This is a genomic window from Nocardia bhagyanarayanae (assembly GCF_006716565.1).
In the GTDB taxonomy this organism is placed as follows: domain Bacteria; phylum Actinomycetota; class Actinomycetes; order Mycobacteriales; family Mycobacteriaceae; genus Nocardia; species Nocardia bhagyanarayanae.
In genome coordinates, this window is the sequence record NZ_VFPG01000001.1 from 2,585,346 (window position 1) to 2,604,448 (window position 19,103).

The following is a 19,103-nucleotide window of genomic DNA, read 5'->3' on the forward strand; positions in this document are numbered from 1 at the left end:
AGTCTCCTATCCAGGGGCGATCCGGTTGCGGTGGTCGCCTGCCCGCGCTGCGGGTTCGCGGGGCGATGGTGAGTTGTGGTTCTCTGGTTGATTACCCGGCGTCGAGCGTCCAGCGCAGCCGATCTTCCCGGCCGCCGTAGAGCACGACCTTCGGCGGGATCGGCAGTTCGTGGAAGGCCGACTCGTTCGAATCCATCTGATAACCGGCGGTGTTCGGATAGACGAGCAGATCGCCCTCCTCGGCCCTCCTCGACAGCGGGATGCGCCGCCAGCTGAGCATGTCGGATTCCAGACAGCTCGCCGCGCCGACACTGGTCGGCGTCGGTTCGCCGGAGCCCGGTGGCCAGAGCACCGGATCGGGCAGATACTCGCTGTCGAACCACTGTTCGGACAGGCTCAGGCTGGTGCCGTCGACGGTGAGCAACTGGTACGGCTGCCCGTCGGCGTGCCGGATCTTGCTGCCCTGCACGCGGAAGACGGTGCTGCCCGCGCGATCGAGCAGGGCCCGGCCTGGCTCGACGGCCAGGCGAATGTCGTTGTCCCGCAGGCGGCGAGCCAGACCGCCGTGGGCGAGGATCTCCGAGAGCATCGCCGGTCCCGGCGTGGGGAAGTGGTACGGGTAGTACGAGCCGAACGACTTTCCGGCGTGGAACCACGAGCGGTCGACGCCGTCGGTGAACTCGCGCCACGCGCGCTCCGGCACGTAGTCGACGCCGAATCCGCCGCCGATGGAGATAGTGCCGACGGGATGCCCGAGTTCGCGCGCCGCCGCGCAGCGGTCGATCAGCTCGGCGGCCTGTTCGGCGCGGGCGATCGCGTCGTAGCCGGAGAGGTGGAAACTGAAGCCCTCCAACTGAACCGGCTCCAGTCCGCGCGGTCCGGCGGCGGCGATCATCGACTGCGCCCGGTCCAGCTCCTCCTCGGTCATCCCGAATCGGCTGGCCGAGCCCGCGGGCAGCACCCGGAGCAGCACCCTGGCCGGAGTCGCGGCGGCGGCGATCGCGCCGAGGCGGTCGAGTTCGCCGAGGCTGTCCACCGCGATCAGCGCACCGTGGCGCACGGCGAGCCACAGCAGGTCGTCGGACTTCGCAGGCCCGGTGACCATCAGTTCGCCGCCGCGCACGCCCGCCGCGAGCGCCGCCGTCAGTTCGCCGACGCTGGAGACGTCGACGCCCGCGCCGTTCTCCGCGCAGGCACGCGCCACGCACGCCGCCTTGTTCGCCTTCTTGCCGTAGTAGACGAGCCCGTCGACGCCCGCCCGCGCGAACGCGTCGCGGAAGCCGCGGATGTTCTCCGCCACTCGCGCGGGGTACATGAGGTGGAACGGTCCGCCGACCGCGAACGCGATATCGGCGAGCAGGTGCGGGTCGGCGAGCACCCGGCGCTCCCAGTCGTCGACGTGCGCGGGCATCGCGGGCGCCACGATGCCCGGTGTGCGCTCGGCCGGGTCTTCGGCGATCTCCTCGACGAGCAGCTCGAGGAAGACGTCGTCGGAATCGGCGTCGTCCCAAGCCTGTTCGGGGTAGTCGTCGAAATCGTCGGGGTCCAGCGACGCCTCGTCCTCGACCGGCGGCGAGTCGGTGTGCGCCACCGCCTCGGCACCGAATGGCGACGTGTCGGTGGTGTCGAGTGCCGTCGCGTCCGCGTCCATCGGTGGCGATTCCGCACCGTGTGGCAACGGATTCGCGTCGAGCGGCGTCGGGTCGATGTCCAGCGGCGATGCCCCGGGCACGCGTGTCGAAGCCGTGTGCGGCGATGTGTCGGTCTCGGGTGACGTCGTCTGGTCGAGTGTTCGCGGACCGGTGCGGTACGGCGGTGTCGCGGTGTCGCTCGATGTCGCGGACGCGGGGAGATCGCGCGAGCGGTTCGCGCGCGCACCGCCTTTCGCCTTGCGCGGCGTGGCGATGTCGAACAGCACCATGGCGTCCGGATCGACGACCTGCGGTTCCGGCTCGACGGCGGTCTCTAATCCCACAGGGGCACCTCCGTGCCTCGACCTTCGGCGATGGCGCGTTCGGCGAGCGCGTGCGCGACGGCGACGTCGGTGAGGACGAGGCCGCTGTTGTAGACGAAGATCTTCTCCTCGTCCGAGCGACGCGCCACGGCCCTGCGGTTGAGGATCTGCGGCAGTTCGGCGTCGACCGCGCGCAGCGTGCCGTCCGGGCCGACCATGTCGGTGCCGGTGAGCTGCATCTGCTCGGCGCTGGTCGCCACCACCCGGTCCGCCTCGACCAACGCCGACGGCGCGAGACCGTAACCGACCAGCACGGCGGTCGAGCCGGGCGCGAGATCCGCTGCCTCCAAGGCCACTTCGGTCCCGGGACCCGCGGTCGCCAGCACCACGTCGGCGTGCGCGGCCGCGGCCCGCGGATCGGTGACGGTCTCCAGCAGCGCCTGCGGATCGTGTTCGGCGAGCTGCCGGTGCACCGCGGCGAGACCGTCCGGGTGCGTTCCGTACACCATCAGCTTGCGCAGCTGCGGATTCGCGGCGAGCAGATGCGGAAGCGCGTTGCGCCCTTGGGTTCCGGTGCCGATCAGCAGCACGCTCTCCGCACCGCGGCGCATGGTCTCGCGTACCAGCAGCGCCGAGACGGCCGGTGTGCGCAGCGCGCCGACCCGTGCGCAATCCATCATGGCGATGGGCGCGCCGGTGGTGTCGTCGTAGAGCGTGATGGTCGTGTAGTAGCGCTTGGTGCTGCGGTCGTGCCCGGGATCGAACTTGTAGGAGGTCTTCATGGCGACCACGCGACGCCTGCCGTCGCGGCCGAGCATGGCATAGGCCACCGACCAGCCGTCCGGATTGGCGACGCTCAATTTGCGCGGGTTGTCCGAATCTCCCGCCGCGAACGCCAGATACGCGTCTTCGACCGCACGCACCACGTCGCCCGGCGTGATGGGGACGTCGGCGAGGTCGCTACGGCTCAGCACGCGCAGCGGCGTGCTCCGATCACGAGTGTTCAACGGTTCCTCGTTCATCTGGTGTTGTGTCCCGCTCTGCATCCGCTCGGCCGTTCCCCATTCGGAACGGGGCGACTGTTCGCTGCCCGTAACCATTCTCATGGGCCTCTTCGGCTCGGCGCCGACGTTCGGGCAGGCGGATGTTGACCCGCTTGAGCCAGCGGTCGGTGCCGTCGTAACGCGCGGTGAACGGTACCCGACCGTGCACGGCCACGTCATTGTCCACCAGTAACAACTCGCCGGGCGCCAAGGCGGCGGTGTGGGACACCCGCTCGAGTTCCGCGGTGAGCCGGGCGTAGGCGCTACGGAACTCGGGGTCGGCGTCGTCCAGCGGGGTGTAGGCGGGGTCGTAGCGCAGGGTTTGACACGTTGCGCCCGAACCGGTTTCGGCCGCGTCCCACACCGTGGGGATGGGCGGCGGAGTGAACCGCTCGTGGCCCTTGCCGTAGGAGACGTCGGGGAGGATCGGCAGCGTCGGGGTGCTGAGCAGGCGGTACTCGTCCTCGGTCAGCTCGACCTGCCGCACCGAGGACACCGTGGTGCCGACCAGGTCCGGATTGCGTAGGCAGGCGAGCACCAGCAGGTTCGCGCGGTCGGGGTGGAAGGCGTCTTCGGTGTGCGGGCTGAGCAGCGTCTTGCTGCTCGCGCCCGACTGCTCGTCTTCGTGGCCCGGCGTGGGCACGATGTTGTTGACCAAGCGCCCGTCTTGCTGCCCGGACCAGCCGAACGGCTCCCCCGCGCAGCGCGCCAGCAGCAGCATGGCGATGTCGAGCTGAAAGGAATTGCCGCGCTGCGGATCTGCGCTCCACCGAGCGGCTTCCCGCCAGCTCGGCGGCGTCGGACCGAACTCCTCGTCGGTCAACGGCAGCCTGCTCACGATGGTCGCCCCCGCGCTGCCCGCGGGCGGGCGCATGGCGAGCCGGACCGATTCGGGAAGCTCGCGAGCTCCGGCTTCGATCGACGCGATGAGCGCCGCATCGTCGAGCGTCCGTGTCACGGGGGCCGCGCCACGGGAACTGCGGTGGATTGTGGTACATATCTCACGAGCGAGCTCGCGCACCGCGCGCCCGGCGTCCGGGGGCAGCTCGCGTCGTTCGATATCCTGCGGGTGAAGCGTCTTACGTTCGGAGAGAACGCTTTTCACCGGGGATTCCCTTCTTCGCATCGGGTCGAAAAGCGGGTGGGGACGATTCGATCTGCGAAGCTAGTGCTTCTTGCGCGCTTAAGCAAGGCTAACCTAAGCGAGTCGGGAAAAATAGCGAAAACGCATCGAAAAGCCTAGGTCTCGCCCGGAGTGTGTGCCGGACATTCGTCGGCAACTGCTGTTCCTCGGTCGCATCCGTGCGCTGATCGGCGGATACGCACTGGTAGGCAGCATATTTAGGCTAGCCTGTCCTAGCCTTGTAGTGTCGGGTCTCGGGCCCGCAGTGAACGATGAGGGAAGGCGGAACCGATGGGTTTCAACCGACGGCAACTTCTGCGCTCCAGTGCCGGGGTCGGCGCGCTGCTTTTTGTCGCGGCGTGTACCGACAACGCCGATCCGAGCGGCCCCGCGCGGCGCGGCGGCACCCTGCGCGTGGGTGCGCTCGGCACCGCGGCGCGCATCGAGCGCGATCCGCACGCCAACCTCAGCAACGACAGCGATTTCCTCATCACGTCGCTGGTCTACGACGCGCTGACGGTGCCGGGTGACAAGCCGAATACCGTTGCGCGCCTTGCAACTTCGTGGGAGCCGGACGCGGCGCAGCGGCGCTGGGCATTCACGATCGCCGAGGGCGCGACCTTCCACGACGGCGCGCCGGTTACCGCCGACGACGTGGTGTGGTCGCTGCGCCGACTGCGCTCGGTGGGCGGTGCGTCGAAGATGCCCGTGGCGGCCGAGGACATCACCGCCGACGGCCCGAACCGGGTCGTGCTCAGCGTGCCGGAGCCGAATACCCAACTGCCGCTGCTGGTTCGGTTGATGACTTTCACTGTGAGAAAGGACACCACGGACTTCACCAAGGCCATCGGCACCGGTCCGTTCCGGCTCGAGTCCTTCCAAGGCGGCAACGCCCGGCTGGTGCGCAACGAGAACTGGCACGGCGCGGGCGTGGAACCGCGACTGCCGTTGCTCGACGCCATCGAGATCACGATGTTCGAAAGCGTGACGGCACTGGGCAATGCGGTGCTCGGCGGACAGATCGATCTGGCGTCCAACGTCGGCGCGATCGCGGGCCGCACCGCCGAAGGCCGCGGCGATCTCCGGGTGGTGCGGCGTGCGAACGACACGATGCTCGGTGTGGCCATGCGCGCCGCCGACGGTCCGTTCGCCGATCCGCGGGTGCGCGCCGCGGTACGTCTCGGCGTCGACCGGAAAGCGTTGGTGGATCAGGTGCATTCGGGCTACGGCACGATCGCCAACGACATCCTCGGCACCGCCGACCCGACGTACGACTCGAGCATTCCGCAGCGGACGCGCGACATCGAGCGAGCGAAAACCCTGCTGCGCGAAGCGAATTTCGACACCGGACGCAGCTACCCGCTGGTGACGAAGCCGGAAGCGCCCGGCGAAGTGGAGTCGGCGAAGGTGATCGCCACCCAGCTCGCCGACATCGGTCTCCGGTTGGACGTGGTCGAGCAGGAGTCCAACGCCTTCTATGACCGCACTTGGTTGCAGGCTCCGCTGTACACCGTCTCCTGGGGCACCAACGACTCGACGATCTTCTACGCGAGCAAGCTCATGTCGAGCGCCTCCAACCGCAACGAAACCGCCTTCAAGGATCGCGATTTCGACGCCGCGACGACCGCAGCGCTGGCCGCCGCCGATCCGGCCGAGCTCGAGAGGTCGAGCCGCCGTGTGCAAGCCATCCAGCACGAGCGCGGCGGCTACCTGGTGTGGGGTATGGCCGACGGCATCGACATCGCCACCAGCGCCGTGCGCGACCTGCCGACGCTCGGCGGCTTCGGACGGGTACAACTCGAACGGGTCTGGCTGGCGTGACGACCTTCGCCCGACTTCTGCTCCGGCGCGTCGCCCTGCTGCTCGCGCTGCTCGCCGCGGTGTTCGTGGCCGTGGATCTCCTGCCCGGCAACACCGCCCGCGCGGTCCTCGGCAGGGAGGCGACGCCGGAGCAGGTCGCGGCGAAGGAGCGCGAGCTCGGACTCGACCGGCCGCTCGTCGTGCGGTTCCTGGACTGGATCTCCGGCGTCGCGACCGGCGATTTCGGCCGCACCGCGCGCGGCAGGTCGATCAACGAACTGCTCGCGGCGAAGTTTCCGCCGACTCTGCTGCTCGGCGGCGTCGCGCTGACGGTGACGGTGCTGGCCTCGGTGCTGCTCGGCGCCTGGTGGGCGACGCGCTCGCGTGGCGTCGCCGCGCGGGTGTTGCAGCCGGGCAGCACGGTCGCGGCGGCCGTTCCCGAGTTCGTGCTGGCGACCTTGCTGATCATGGTGTTCTCGTTGGCGACGGGCTGGCTGCCCGCGGTCACCATCACCGGCCGCTCCGGCTTCCCGGTGAGCGCGGACATGCTGGTGCTGCCGGTGCTCGCGCTGGCCATCCCACAGATCGGCTGGAACACCCGGGTGGTGCGCGCCGCGCTGGCCGATGCCGCTCGCGCACCGCACGTGGAAAGCGCGGTGTTGGACGGGCTTTCGACGCCGCACGTGCTGTCCCGCTACCTACTGCCGTTCGCCGCGCCGACCATCGTCGCCAGCTTCGCCACCACCGTCGGCATGCTGCTCGGCGGTGCGCTGGTGGTCGAGACCATCTTCAACTATCCGGGGCTCGGCGCGGTGCTCGCCGGGTCGGTGGCCGACCGCGACACGTCGGTGGTCGCGGCGGTGGTCGCGCTGTCGGGGGTGGTCATCATGCTGATGCTGGCGGTGGCGGACGGTATTCGGGCTTGGTCGTTGCGGGGTCGGCGATGAAGAGGTTGTCTCCGCGTGGAGATTCGATGAACCGCCTGCGCGCGCTCGCGATGGTCCCCGCGCTGTTGGTGGTGGTCGCCGCGGCCCTCGGGCCGACCCTCGCGCCGCAGCCCGCGGAGCGTGCGGTCGGCATACCGTTCGCGGACCCGAACGGTGCGGCTTGGCTCGGCACCGATCGGCTGGGCCGAGATGTGCTGAGCCGGTTGCTGTACGGCGGGTGGGGGCTTCTGCTGTTGGCGGCCGTCATCGCGGTACTGGTGACGGTGGTGGCGAGCGTGCTCGGCGCGGTCGCCGCGTTGCGTCCTCGGGTGGGCGCGCTGATCGAGACCGCGACCGATTTCGCCATGCTGGTCCCCGTGGTGCTCGGCATCCTGCTCGTCCTGACCTCGTGGCCGGACGCGGGGATATACGGCTTGATCGTCGTGGCCATGTTGTTCGGCGTGCCCTACTGCGCGCGGGTCTTCGCGGCGACGGCGGCGGGCGTCGCGGCCAGCGGATACGTGGAAGCGGCACGGGCGAGCGGGGAGTCGTTGCCGCACTTGGTGTTCCGCGAGGTCCTGCCGAACCTGCGCGAGGTGTTCGCCGCCCAGCTCGGCTTGCGGTTCGTGGAGGCCGTCTACCTGGTCAGCACCGCGTCCTTCCTGCATCTCCCCACCACACTCGGCTCGGGCAACTGGGCGGTCATGGTGCGGGACAACGCCTCCGGCATCCTGCTCAACCCGTGGGCGGTCCTCGCGCCCAGCCTTGCCATCGCCGTCGTCGCGGTCAGCGTGAACCTCGCGGTCTCCGAATTCGGCCGCGGCAGGCAAGTTGCGGCAATGGCCGACATGGCGGGCGTTCGTCAGGGTGACGACCTCGGACCGGCGGAGAGCCCGGTGTTCGACGAGGGCGCCGATGTCGCCGTTGGTTCGTCGACCGCGAAGCGGTCGGTGGTCTCGGGCGGAGACAACGGTTCCGGCGGCCGCTCTCGTCTCGCCACGGCAGCGACTCCGCCTCGCCAGGGTGCCGGTCCCGCAGCAAGTTCCGCGACAGAGATGTCGTTGTCTGGAATGGCATCCGGTGGGATAGACGCCTCTGTACCGGACGACGGTGGCGACTCGATCGACGGCGGCAGCGAACCGGATTCGCTCGTGATCGTCGACGGCCTCTTAGTGCGGGGGCAGGCGGGACAGGAGCTGGTCGGGCCGGTTTCGTTCCGTATGCGGCCGGGCACGGTGACCGCACTCACCGGTCCGTCGGGATCGGGCAAGACGACCCTGATGCGTGCGCTGCTCGGCCACTTGCCAACCGGAGCGGTGCTGGCGGCGGGCACGGTCAGGGTGGCCGAACAGGCGGTGTTCGCACTGGATCCCGCTGAACTCAGGCGTTTTCGGCGTACGCGCATCACCTACGTCGGACAGGATCCCGGCTCCGCGTTGAATCCGCTCATGCGCGTCCGGACTCTGCTCGCCGAAGTTGCGCGGGACCGCTCCGAGTCCGCCCTCCTCGAAGCCTTGGCGGCGGTCGGTCTCGCCGCCGAGCACCTGCGCCGCCGCCCCGGCGAACTCTCGGGCGGTCAGCAACGCCGGGTCGCCTTGGCCAGGGCTCTGGTCCGCCGCACCGACGTACTGGTGCTCGACGAACCACTGGCCGGACTGCACGGCTCCCTGCGCACCGAAATCGCCGAACTCCTGAGCGAACTCGCGAAACGCGGCACCACGATTCTCCTCTCGGGCCACGACACTGCCACCATCCGCACCATCGCAGACCAGGTGATCGAGGTCGGTACGCAATCGCCGCCGCACCCCGCAACCGCGCCGGACACGGATGCGAAGGGCGCGGCCGAACCGACGGCTCTCGGGCTCCCGGCGCACCCCGCAACCAACCCAGAGGCCCGAATCGCCCTGCGCGCCAGCGGCATCAGCGCAACCAGCGGCGAACACCGAGTCCTCGCCGACATCGACCTCGCGCTCACCGCGGGCTCCGCGCTCGCCGTCGTCGGCGCTTCCGGCGCGGGTAAGACCACCCTCGCCAGGGTGATCGCCGGTCTTCGCGCGGCGGAGGGCGGTTCGCTGCTCCTGGCGGACAACCCGATCGAGATCGGCGGTAAGCGGCGGATCGGGCGCGGCGGCGACGGCATTCAACTCGTTCCGCAGAATCCGATGTCCGCGCTGAACCCGCGCCGCACCGTCGCCCAGACCCTCGGCAGGCCGCTGCGCCGTATCGCGCGCGTCCGGAAAAGCGCGGCACCGCAACGGATCACCGAACTGCTCGACGCGGTGGAGCTGCCCGCGGCGTTGGCGGCGCGGTACCCGCACGAACTGTCCGGCGGTCAACGCCAGCGGGTGGCGCTCGCCCGTGCCCTCGCCGCCGAGCCCTCGGTGCTGATCTGCGACGAGATCACCTCGGCCCTCGATCACGCGACCGCGGCCTCGATCATGGCTCTGCTGGACCGGATTCGCGGCGACCGCGGCACCGCCCTGCTCGTGATCACCCACGACATGAACCTGGTGGCCGGACACTGCACCGAACTGGTCGTGCTCGATCAGGGGCGCATCGTCGAATCCGGCCGAACCGCCGAGGTACTCGCGAATCCCGTCGAACAGGCCACCCACGATCTGCTGGTCTGAGCGGGCGGTGACGAGCGCCACGCCGCCGCAGGCGAACGACCGCGGGTGATCTACACGACCGGCGAAACGGGAGCACCGCCGCGGATCTGGATGATGGAAGAGTGCTCCCGAAGAAGACCGGCGCCGTGGCCGCCGCGCTGCTGGCCCTCGTGCTGGCCGGTTGCGGCATCGGCCCAGATCTGCCGCCCATTCCGGAAGGCATCCCGCCCGGTCCCGGCACCCCGCTGCCGCTGATCGACGTGGACGGACCCGGCCGCACCGCACTGCAATTGCGCGGCTGGGCCGGAGATCAGGCCGACACGCTCGGCATCCCGCAGGTCGCGCTGGAGGCGTACGGCTACGCCGCCGCGGTGATGGCCAGGTCGCGGCCCGACTGCGGCATCGCGTGGACCACGCTGGCGGGCATCGCCAGCGTGGAGAGCAAGCACGGCACCCATCGCGGTTCCGACGTCGACGATCACGGCACCGTCGTCCCGCCGATCATCGGCATCCCGCTGGACGGGGCGCCGGGCGTCGCGCTGATCCGCGACACCGACGGCGGGAGACTGGACGGCGACGAGACCTACGATCGCGCGGTCGGTCCGTTGCAGTTCATCCCCGAGACCTGGAAGCGCTGGGGCGTCGACGCCAACGGCGACGGTGTGATCGACCCGCAGAACATCGACGACGCCGCGCTCACCGCAGCGCGCTACCTCTGCGCCAGCGGCGGCGATCTCACCTCCGAACGCGGTTGGCAGCAGGCGCTGATGACCTACAACCAGTCCACCCGCTACCTGCTCACCGTTCGCGACCGCGCCGCCGCCTACAGCGTCGGCCGCCGGGTCTGAGCGCCACACCGCGCGGCGCCCCGGAGTGCCGGTTACCTCGCACGCGGCGGGGGCGCTAGGCTCGGCACCGCACGGCCCATCCGTGAGACCTACCGTGCCAGCAGCCGAAGGAGTGTCGTTTTCGTGGCCATCATCGAACAGGTCGGAGCTCGCGAAATCCTGGATTCGCGCGGTAACCCCACTGTCGAGGTCGAGATCGCCCTCGACGACGGCACGCTGACCCGCGCCGCTGTGCCGTCCGGCGCCTCCACCGGTGAGCACGAGGCCGTCGAGCTGCGCGACGGCGGCGACCGCTACCTGGGCAAGGGCGTGCAGAAGGCCGTCGAGGGCGTCCTCGACGAGATCGCGCCCGCCGTCATCGGTCTGGACGCGGTCGAGCAGCGCACCGTCGACCAGGCGCTGCTGGACCTGGACGGCACCCCGGACAAGTCCCGCCTCGGCGCGAACGCCCTGCTCGGCGTCTCGCTCGCGGTGGCGCGGGCCGCCGCCGAGTCCTCGGGCCTGGAGCTGTTCCGCTACCTGGGCGGTCCGAACGCGCACGTGCTGCCGGTCCCGATGATGAACATCCTCAACGGTGGCGCGCACGCCGACACCGGCGTCGACGTGCAGGAGTTCATGGTCGCCCCGATCGGCGCGCCTACCTTCAAGGAGTCGCTGCGCTGGGGCGCCGAGGTCTACCACGCGCTGAAGTCGGTGCTGAAGGCCAAGGGCCTGGCGACCGGCCTCGGTGACGAGGGCGGCTTCGCTCCCGACGTCGCGGGCACCCGCGAGGCGCTCGACCTGATCAGCACCGCGATCGCCAAGACCGGCCTGAAGCTGGGCAGCGATGTCGCGCTGGCGCTGGACGTCGCGGCCACCGAGTTCTACACCGCGGGCAACGGTTACAAGTTCGAGGGCTCGGTGCGCACGGCCGCCGACATGGCCCAGTTCTACGCCGACCTGCTCACCGCCTACCCGCTGGTCTCCATCGAAGACCCGCTGTCGGAGGACGACTGGGACGGCTGGGTCGCGCTGACCGACCAGATCGGCGACAAGATCCAGCTGGTCGGCGACGACCTGTTCGTCACCAACCCGGAGCGCCTGGAAGAGGGCATCACCAAGGGCGCGGCCAACGCGCTGCTGGTGAAGGTCAACCAGATCGGCACCCTGACCGAGACGCTGGACGCGGTCGAGCTGGCGCACCGGAACGGCTACAAGACGATGATGTCGCACCGGTCGGGCGAGACCGAGGACACCACCATCGCCGACCTCGCCGTCGCGGTCGGCAGCGGCCAGATCAAGACCGGCGCCCCCGCTCGTAGCGAGCGGGTCGCCAAGTACAACCAGCTGCTGCGCATCGAGGACGCACTGGGCGACTCCGCCCGTTACGCGGGTGACGTGGCGTTCCCGCGCTTCGCGTTCGAGGGCTGACAGCCGCGGTGGGAGCGACGGGCCCGGAGGCGACAGCGCGCACGAAGGGTCCGAGGGCACCGCGAATTGGATAGAGGAGCGGTATGACCGAGCGACGTGCGCGTGGGACCAGTCCGGCCGGACGCGGGGACCGCCGCACGTCGCGTGCCGCTCGATCACGCCCGAGGGCGGGCGCGGACACCGAGACCGCGGCCCGCCCCGCCGCGGTCAAACGCACACGCAGGCGAAGCGAGACCGCGGAGAAGAAGGCGCGCCCGCGCAAGATAGCCCCACGCGCGGGGGCCGACAAGCACGAGCGCACCATCCTCGGCTTGTCCACCGGCAAGGCGGTGATTCTCGCGGTCGTGGTGTGCGCGCTGGCGCTGACGCTGTCCGTGCCGATGCGCACCTACTTCAGCCAGCGCGCCGAGGCCGCGCAACTGGCCCAGGAGCGCAGGCAGCTGGAGGCCGATCTCGCCCGGCTGCGGGATCGCCGTGCGCAGCAAGAGGATCCGGCCTACATCCGTTCGGAGGCCAGGGACCGGTTGCGTCTGGTGATGCCGGGGGAGACGCCGTACATCGTGCAGGTGCCCGGTATCGAGGCACCGCCGCGGCCGGCGGCGCCGCCGCGGTCCAAGGCGCCCGACCCGTGGTACACGGATCTGTGGCGCACCCTCTCCGAACCGCAGCCCGCGCCCGCCGCCGAATCGACGACGCCCGCCCCGCCAGGACCGGAAGGACCCAGGTGACCGCACCGACAGACCGCGATCTCGAGATCATCGCCGAACAGCTCGGCCGTGCGCCGCGCGGCGTGCTCGCCGTCGCCTACCGCACACCGGACGGGCTGCCCGCGGTGGTCAAGACCGCGCCGCGGCTGCCGGATGGCACCCCCTTCCCGACGCTGTACTACCTGACCGATCCCCGGCTGACCGCCGAGGCCAGCAGGCAGGAATCGGCGGGTGTGATGCGCGAGATGACCGAGCGCCTCGGCCGCGATCCGGAGCTGGCCGCGGCCTACCGCGCCGCACACGAGAGCTACCTTGCCGAGCGGAACGCGATCGAATCCCTCGGCACCGACTTCACCGGCGGCGGCATGCCCGAACGGGTCAAGTGCCTGCACGTGCTCATCGCGCACAGCTTGGCCAAGGGGCCCGGCGTCAACCCGTTCGGCGACGAGGCGGTGGCGCTGGCCGCCGAGCACGGACTGCGCGGCACCGCCGTCCCGGCCGATTGGCCGACCTACCAGCCTCAGGACGGAGCACACGATGAGTGACCGGGTCGCCGCCATCGACTGCGGAACGAATTCCATCCGACTATTGATCGCCGACGTGCTCGAGAACGGCCGCCTCGCCGACGTGCACCGCGAGATGCGGATCGTGCGGCTCGGCCAGGGCGTGGACGCCACGGGTTCGCTGGCGCCCGAGGCGATCGAACGCACCAGGGTCGCGCTCGCGGAATACACCGGGATGATGCGGGCGGCCGGTGTCGCTCGGGTCCGGATGGTCGCCACGTCCGCGACCCGCGACGCGTCCAACCGCGAGGACTTCTTCGCCATGGCCCGCGCCGAACTCGGCACCGTGGTGCCTGGCGCGGAGGCCGAGGTGATCACCGGCGACGAAGAGGCGCGTCTGTCGTTCACCGGCGCGATCGGCGAATTGTCCAGTGCGGCGGGGCCGTTCGTCGTCGTCGATCTGGGCGGCGGCTCCACCGAGCTGGTCTTCGGCGACGCCGACGGCGTGCACGCCGCGTTCTCCGCCGACATCGGCTGCGTGCGGATCACCGAGCGCTGCCTGCCCGGCGACCCGCCCACCGCCGACCAGGTCGCCGCCGCCCGCGAATTCGCCACCGAGCGGCTCGCCGAGGCCTTCGCCAAGGTGCCCGTCGAGAACGCGCACACCTGGGTCGGCGTCGCGGGCACCATGACCACGATCGCCGCCGTCGCCCTCGACCTGCCCGAATACGATTCGGAGCGGGTGCATTTGACCGCACTCACGCTGGATCAGGTCCGCGAGGTCTGCGACCGGTTGATCGGGATGAACCATGATCAGCGCGCGGCCCTCGGCCCGATGCATCCCGGCCGCGTGGACGTGATCGGCGGCGGCGCCGTCATCACCGAGGTGCTCGCCTACGAACTGTCTCGGCGCGCGAACATCACCGAATTGATCGTCAGCGAGCACGACATTCTGGACGGCATCGCCCTGTCCATCGCCTGATCGACGTCGGACAACCGCCCGAGTGAGCGGCGGCGTGCGGAACGACGAGACCGGCGACCTCGGCGTGGTGTCGCCCTACTTCGGCCCCGTCGGCCGGTAGCGCTCGTCGGCGCGCCCGACGATGAGCGCGGCCAACCGTTGCAGCGACTCCTGGTTGCGCGGCCTCAGCGCCGCCCGCTGCAACCGGCTCGGCATCAGCTTGCCCGGCCCGCTCATGGCGTGCTCGGTCATCTTGATGTGCGTGGTGTTGGGCTGAACCTCGGTCAGCTCCAACAGGATTCGAGCGGATCCGATCGGCCACAGGCGGGCCTCCAGCTCGATCATCCGCGGTGGATCGACGTCGCGGACGGTGGTGTGGTCCCGCACGTTCAGCGGCCAGAGGCCGACGCTGTGGTGGATCCTGGTGCCCACATCGGGCCAGCCCGGGTCGACCTCCCGGATGTGTGAGGCCCCGACCACCCAGCTGGAATACAACCAGCCGTCGGCGAGGACAGCGAAGGCCTGCTCGGGGTCGACCGGCACGGTCAGTTCGGCGTCCAACATGTGCGCATCGCTTCCTTCCGGCTCCGATTGTCACGTTGCTGGGATCTCGCTCGTCCGCCTACCCAGGGTAGGCGGGAACCCCTCCCGCCGCGCGGCAATGCGCCTCCGCTATCCATGCCGTGGGTAAACGCCGCCCGAACGCGGCGGGACGGGTGAGTTGCTGCACAGTTGCGATTTGTGTCAAGGTGCTGGGCATGTCCCAAGTAGTGGAATCCGAGCGGCCGATCCCGGCTCGGACTCTGTTCGGCCATCCGATCGGATTGGCGAACCTGTTCGGCGTGGAGCTGTGGGAGCGTTTCTCCTTCTACGGCATGCTCACGATCCTCGGGTACTACCTGTATTACTCGGCGACCGACGGCGGCCTCGGGCTGGAGCAGAGCACCGGCGTCGGCATCGTCGGCGCGTACGGCGGCCTGGTGTACCTGTCCACCGTGCTCGGCGGCTGGATCGCCGACCGGCTGCTCGGGATGGAGCGGACCGTCTTCTACGGCGGCGTGGTCGTCATGGCCGGTCACATCGCCCTCGCCGTGTTGCCCGGGCTGATCGGTGTCGGCGTTGGGCTGGTCCTGGTCGCCCTCGGCAGCGGCGCGCTGAAGGCGAACGCCTCCTCGCTGCTCGGCACGCTCTACCCGAAGGACGACGCCCGCATCGACGGCGGCTTCACGCTCTTCTACCTCGGCATCAACATCGGCGCGTTCACCGGACCGCTGCTGACCGGCCTGCTCCAGACCCACCTCGGCTTCCACTACGGCTTCGCCGCCGCAGCCATCGGCATGGCGCTCGGCCTCACCCAGTACGTGGTCTTCCGGCGCAACCTGGGCAACGCGGGCCGCGAGGTGCCGAATCCCCTGCCGCGCAGTACGATCTGGCCCGCCGTGGGTGTTGCGCTGGGTGTCGCGGTGGTCGTCGTCGTGGTCTTCGTGACCGGGCTGGTCACGCTGGAGACCCTGCCCGAGGCGACGACGGTGGTGATTGCCGTGGCCTCGCTCGGGTATTTCGCGGTCATGCTCACCAGCGCCAAGGTCGCACCCATCGAACGCAGCAGGGTGCGGGCGTTCATCCCGCTGTTCCTCGCCAACGCGGTGTTCTGGTCCTTGTTCCAGCAGATCTTCACGGTGCTCGCCGTCTACTCCGACGAGCGGATGAACTGGAGCGTCTTCGGCTGGACCGCCCCCGCCAGCTGGATCGGCTCGGTGGAGCCGGTATGGATCATCACGCTCTCGCCGTTGTTCGCGCTGCTGTGGACCAAGCTCGGCAACCGCGCGCCGAGCACGCCGCGCAAGTTCGCGCTGGGCGTCATCGGCATGGGGCTGTCGTTCCTGCTGTTCGTGCCGCTCGCCGGGTTCGACGACAAGTCCGTGCCCGCGCTGGCGGTTCTGGTGATCATGGCCGGGTTCGCTATTTCCGAGCTGCTGCTCTCACCGATCGGGCTCGCGGTCACCACCCAGCTCGCCCCCGAGGCGTTCCGGGCGCAAATGATGGCGTTGTACTTCTTTTCCGTCGGTATTGGTACGTCGATGTCGGGCGTTCTTGCTCGTTTTTACGCCCCTGAGCACGAAGTCGCCTACTTTGGCATCACCGGGGCCGTGGCGATATCCGTGGGACTGATCGTCGCGGCACTGGGACCGTGGATCAGTCGCTACATGGCCGGCGTCCACTAGCAAACCGGCGGCACCCGGCAATCCCGGCGTCCTGCCTCATCATGTTTAAGGAGAACACGTGGCGATTTCGAGCTCCTCTCGGCGAGATGGCCTATTCCGAACCAAATCCGTCGAGCAATCGATTCGCGATACCGACGAGCCAGACTCGAAACTACGCAAGGATCTGACCGCCTGGGATCTCACCATCTTCGGTGTCGCCGTCGTCGTCGGCGCGGGCATCTTCACCCTCACCGCTCGCACCGCGGGAAACGTTGCCGGACCGTCGGTTTCGCTGGCCTTCGTGTTCGCCGCCATCGCGTGCGGGCTGACCGCGCTGTGCTACGCCGAGTTCGCCTCCACCGTGCCGGTGGCGGGCAGCGCCTACACCTACTCCTACGCCACCTTCGGTGAGCTCGCCGCGTGGATCATCGGCTGGGACCTGATCCTCGAGTTCGCGCTCGCGGCCGCGGTGGTGGCCAAGGGCTGGTCGCAGTACCTCGGGCAGGTGATGAACACCGGGGCCGCGGTCGTGGAACTCGGGCCGGTCACCTTCGACTGGGGCGCGGTCAGCTTGATCGCGGTGCTCGGCGTGCTGCTCGCCGTCGGCACCAAGCTCTCGTCGCGGGTGTCGGCGATCGCGGTCGCGATCAAGCTGGGCGTCATCGCCGTGGTGCTCGTCGTCGGCGTGACCTACTTCGACAAGTCGAACCTCTCGCCCTATATCCCGCCGTCCGAGGCGGGCGCCGGTGACGAGGGCATCCGCCAGTCGCTGTTCTCCTATCTGACCGGCGCCGGGAACAGCAACTTCGGCTGGTACGGCCTGCTCGCGGCGGCCAGCCTCGTGTTCTTCGCGTTCATCGGGTTCGACGTCGTCGCCACCACCGCGGAGGAGACCAAGAACCCCCAGCGCAACGTGCCGCGCGGCATTCTCGGCTCGCTGCTGATCGTCACGGTGCTCTACGTCGCCGTGTCGCTGGTGCTCACCGGCATGGTTCCCTACACCGAGCTGTCCGGCGAGGACGCGACGCTGGCAACGGCTTTCGCACTGCACGGCGCGGACTGGGCGAAGAACATCATCTCCATCGGCGCGCTGGCCGGCCTGACCACCGTCGTCATGGTGATGTACCTGGGGCAGACCCGCGTGCTGTTCGCCATGGCGCGCGACGGGCTGCTGCCCAGGCAGCTCGCGCACACCGGGTCCAAGGGCACGCCCGTCCGGCTGACCGTCATCGTCGGCGTCGCCTGCGCCGTGCTCGCCGGTTTCGTGGACTTCGGCACCCTGGAGGAAATGGTCAACATCGGCACGCTGTTCGCCTTCGTGCTGGTCTCGCTCGGCGTGCTCGTCCTGCGTCGCACCCGTCCGGACCTGCCGCGCGGCTTCCGCGTCCCGCTGGTCCCGCTCATCCCGATCCTCGGCGTGCTCTCCTGTCTGTGGCTGATGCTCAACCTCTCGGTCGAGACCTGGTTGCGCTTCATCATCTGGATGCTCCTCGGCTTCGTGGTCTACTTCGCCTACAGCCGCAGGAACTCCCTGCTCGGCAAGAGCCTCGCCGAGTAACCCGATCGCCGTGCTCCGCTTTCCGGCGGAGCACGGCGTATCCTGAACCCCCGCCGATCCCACAACCCGAGACCCGCCGCGCCACCAATTCCGGTACAGCCGTACGAGTCGGTAGGCTGACCACACGCCCCTATAGCCCAATTGGCAGAGGCAGTGGACTTAAAATCCATTCAGTGTCGGTTCGAGTCCGACTGGGGGCACAGTCCAGAAGCACACATGGCCTGACCGGGGTTTCTTCGATACCTGCCGTGCCATCGGCAGCGCAGTCGACAGCAACGCTGTGACTTCGGCGATTTCGTCGGCGTAGTCGGCCGGTAGAACGCTTGTGGCGCGGCTTCGTTGGTCTCGTAGTGGACGCGGATGCGGAGGTGGGTCAGGTCAGAACAGCCGGGTTACCAGCTCGGTGGGTGCGTTGTGCAGATCAAGCGCCAGGAGAGGGAAAGCATCCAGCAGGTCGGCGTATGCGGGTGTGGTGCGCGGGGATTGGTTGGCGTCGGCGGTGTTCAGCTCGGCGATCGCGAGTTGCAGGGTCTTGCGCTGAGATTTGAGCTCGTTGTAGCGATCGCGCAGGCGTTGGGTGAACGGATCGGCGGCGTCGGCTCCTTCGGCCTGGTTTATCAGGTTGTCTTGCTTTGCGTTCGAGCTCGGCCGGTTGGCGGCGGAGTCGTTGCGCCTGTCGTGTCGTTCGCGCGACGCTGTGTCGTCGGCGGTATCGATGTCCGCGAGGAGTAGTTCCCGTCGGCGGGGCCCGAAGACCCGCTCGCTGAAGAACCGGTCGACTTCGTCCGTGATGAGATCCTCTCGGATGTACACGGTGGCTGGGTGTCCGGTGTGTTTGTCGGACCGGCCGCGGTTGTTGGTCGTCGGGTGACAGCGGTAGTAGACCCCGCTGGAGCATTCGGTGCCGATCATCTTGCGGCCGCAATCACAGATGACCCGACGGCGATGCCGATAACTGCGCTTGGCTCGCGGACCGATCTGGGGGCCGCTGCTGTCTCGGGATCGTTCGTGTTCGTGGAAGGCGGCGTTGATCTCGTCGAACATCCACTTAGGGATGAGTGGCTCGTGCGAGGGTTCGGCAGACCAGACCCACATCTGGGGCGGCTTGGCGTTGTTCCGTGCGCCCCGGCTACGTCGTGAGCGTCGGTTGTAGACCTGGTATCCGGTGTACTTCCGGGTTCTTCAGCAGTTCGGCGACGCTGGATTCGATCCGCGGCCCACACGGGGACAGCGTCGCGCCTCAGAGCGTGGCTGACAAGAGCGGCGCGCCCGCTCCGGTGCTCCCTCTGCACCCGCACACCCCGACCGCCTCGGTCGCGTGACGTCGGAGTCAGCCGAACGAGAGGGCTGAAGATGCTGACCGAAGTAACCGCCGTCCTGGCAATCGCGCTCGGCTCTATTGCTACCGCAACAATTCTGGCTGTCGCCGTTCCTGACACGCACCGGCAGCCCATGTG

Annotated in this window: 15 protein-coding genes and 1 tRNA gene; 11 read left to right on the forward strand and 5 right to left on the reverse strand. The window is 69.2% G+C overall.

Annotated features, from left to right (window positions below):
• Positions 1–91 precede the first annotated feature (91 nt).
• Genes FB390_RS10845 through FB390_RS10855 form a run of 3 tightly spaced genes read right to left on the reverse strand, consistent with a single transcriptional unit; the run spans position 92 to position 4,102 of the window.
• Positions 92–1,975: a Y4yA family PLP-dependent enzyme gene (locus tag FB390_RS10845; protein ID WP_246123955.1), complete on the reverse strand. Its 1,884-nt coding sequence runs from the start codon at positions 1,973–1,975 to the stop codon at positions 92–94.
• The gene (locus FB390_RS10850; protein ID WP_185756993.1) at positions 1,966–2,976 is read right to left on the reverse strand and encodes an ornithine cyclodeaminase family protein; all 1,011 of its coding nucleotides are present in this window, start codon (positions 2,974–2,976) and stop codon (positions 1,966–1,968) included. The genes FB390_RS10845 and FB390_RS10850 overlap by 10 nt, the downstream gene beginning before the upstream one ends.
• Positions 2,948–4,102: a TauD/TfdA family dioxygenase gene (locus tag FB390_RS10855; RefSeq protein ID WP_141808842.1), complete on the reverse strand. Its 1,155-nt coding sequence runs from the start codon at positions 4,100–4,102 to the stop codon at positions 2,948–2,950. The genes FB390_RS10850 and FB390_RS10855 overlap by 29 nt, the downstream gene beginning before the upstream one ends.
• A 309-nt stretch (positions 4,103–4,411) precedes the next feature.
• Between FB390_RS10855 and FB390_RS10860 the strand changes: the two genes are divergently transcribed.
• The 8 genes from FB390_RS10860 to FB390_RS10900 all read left to right on the forward strand — a co-directional run bounded on the left by FB390_RS10860 (position 4,412) and on the right by FB390_RS10900 (position 13,905).
• Entirely contained in the window at positions 4,412–5,941 is a 1,530-nt protein-coding gene (locus FB390_RS10860; RefSeq protein ID WP_141808843.1) for an ABC transporter substrate-binding protein, read from the forward strand.
• Entirely contained in the window at positions 5,938–6,867 is a 930-nt protein-coding gene (locus FB390_RS10865) for an ABC transporter permease (protein WP_141808844.1), read from the forward strand. The genes FB390_RS10860 and FB390_RS10865 overlap by 4 nt, the downstream gene beginning before the upstream one ends.
• A gap of 26 nt (positions 6,868–6,893) precedes the next feature.
• Positions 6,894–9,476 carry an ABC transporter ATP-binding protein/permease gene (locus tag FB390_RS34195; protein ID WP_246123956.1) on the forward strand — a complete coding sequence of 861 codons (2,583 nt, stop codon included), beginning with the start codon at positions 6,894–6,896 and terminating at the stop codon, positions 9,474–9,476.
• A 101-nt stretch (positions 9,477–9,577) separates the two neighbouring features.
• Positions 9,578–10,303 carry a lytic transglycosylase domain-containing protein gene (locus tag FB390_RS10880; RefSeq protein ID WP_141808845.1) on the forward strand — a complete coding sequence of 242 codons (726 nt, stop codon included), beginning with the start codon at positions 9,578–9,580 and terminating at the stop codon, positions 10,301–10,303.
• 123 nt (positions 10,304–10,426) lie between these two features.
• Positions 10,427–11,713, forward strand: coding sequence for a phosphopyruvate hydratase (gene eno / locus FB390_RS10885; RefSeq protein WP_141808846.1), 1,287 nt, complete (start codon positions 10,427–10,429; stop codon positions 11,711–11,713).
• An 83-nt stretch (positions 11,714–11,796) separates the two neighbouring features.
• Positions 11,797–12,441 carry an FtsB family cell division protein gene (locus FB390_RS10890; protein WP_141808847.1) on the forward strand — a complete coding sequence of 215 codons (645 nt, stop codon included), beginning with the start codon at positions 11,797–11,799 and terminating at the stop codon, positions 12,439–12,441.
• On the forward strand, positions 12,438–12,965 hold the full coding sequence (locus FB390_RS10895) for a DUF501 domain-containing protein (RefSeq protein WP_141808848.1): 528 nt from the start codon (positions 12,438–12,440) through the stop codon (positions 12,963–12,965). Before FB390_RS10890 ends, FB390_RS10895 begins: the two co-directional genes overlap by 4 nt.
• Positions 12,958–13,905 carry a Ppx/GppA phosphatase family protein gene (locus tag FB390_RS10900; protein ID WP_141808849.1) on the forward strand — a complete coding sequence of 316 codons (948 nt, stop codon included), beginning with the start codon at positions 12,958–12,960 and terminating at the stop codon, positions 13,903–13,905. Before FB390_RS10895 ends, FB390_RS10900 begins: the two co-directional genes overlap by 8 nt.
• A 75-nt stretch (positions 13,906–13,980) precedes the next feature.
• Here FB390_RS10900 and FB390_RS10905 read toward each other — a convergent pair whose 3' ends face one another.
• The gene (locus tag FB390_RS10905; protein WP_141808850.1) at positions 13,981–14,448 is read right to left on the reverse strand and encodes an SRPBCC family protein; all 468 of its coding nucleotides are present in this window, start codon (positions 14,446–14,448) and stop codon (positions 13,981–13,983) included.
• Positions 14,449–14,642: 194 nt separating this feature from the next.
• Between FB390_RS10905 and FB390_RS10910 the strand changes: the two genes are divergently transcribed.
• The 3 genes from FB390_RS10910 to FB390_RS10920 all read left to right on the forward strand — a co-directional run bounded on the left by FB390_RS10910 (position 14,643) and on the right by FB390_RS10920 (position 17,846).
• Complete coding sequence (locus FB390_RS10910) at positions 14,643–16,109, forward strand: peptide MFS transporter (RefSeq protein WP_141808851.1); 1,467 nt, start codon at positions 14,643–14,645, stop codon at positions 16,107–16,109.
• Positions 16,110–16,167: 58 nt separating this feature from the next.
• Positions 16,168–17,646: an amino acid permease gene (locus FB390_RS10915; RefSeq protein WP_141808852.1), complete on the forward strand. Its 1,479-nt coding sequence runs from the start codon at positions 16,168–16,170 to the stop codon at positions 17,644–17,646.
• 126 nt (positions 17,647–17,772) lie between these two features.
• A tRNA-Leu gene (locus FB390_RS10920) sits at positions 17,773–17,846 on the forward strand.
• A 178-nt stretch (positions 17,847–18,024) separates the two neighbouring features.
• On the opposite strand, the gene FB390_RS10925 is transcribed toward FB390_RS10920, so the two are convergent.
• Complete coding sequence (locus tag FB390_RS10925; protein WP_141808853.1) at positions 18,025–18,690, reverse strand: recombinase zinc ribbon domain-containing protein; 666 nt, start codon at positions 18,688–18,690, stop codon at positions 18,025–18,027.
• Between the last annotated feature and the right edge of the window lie 413 nt (positions 18,691–19,103).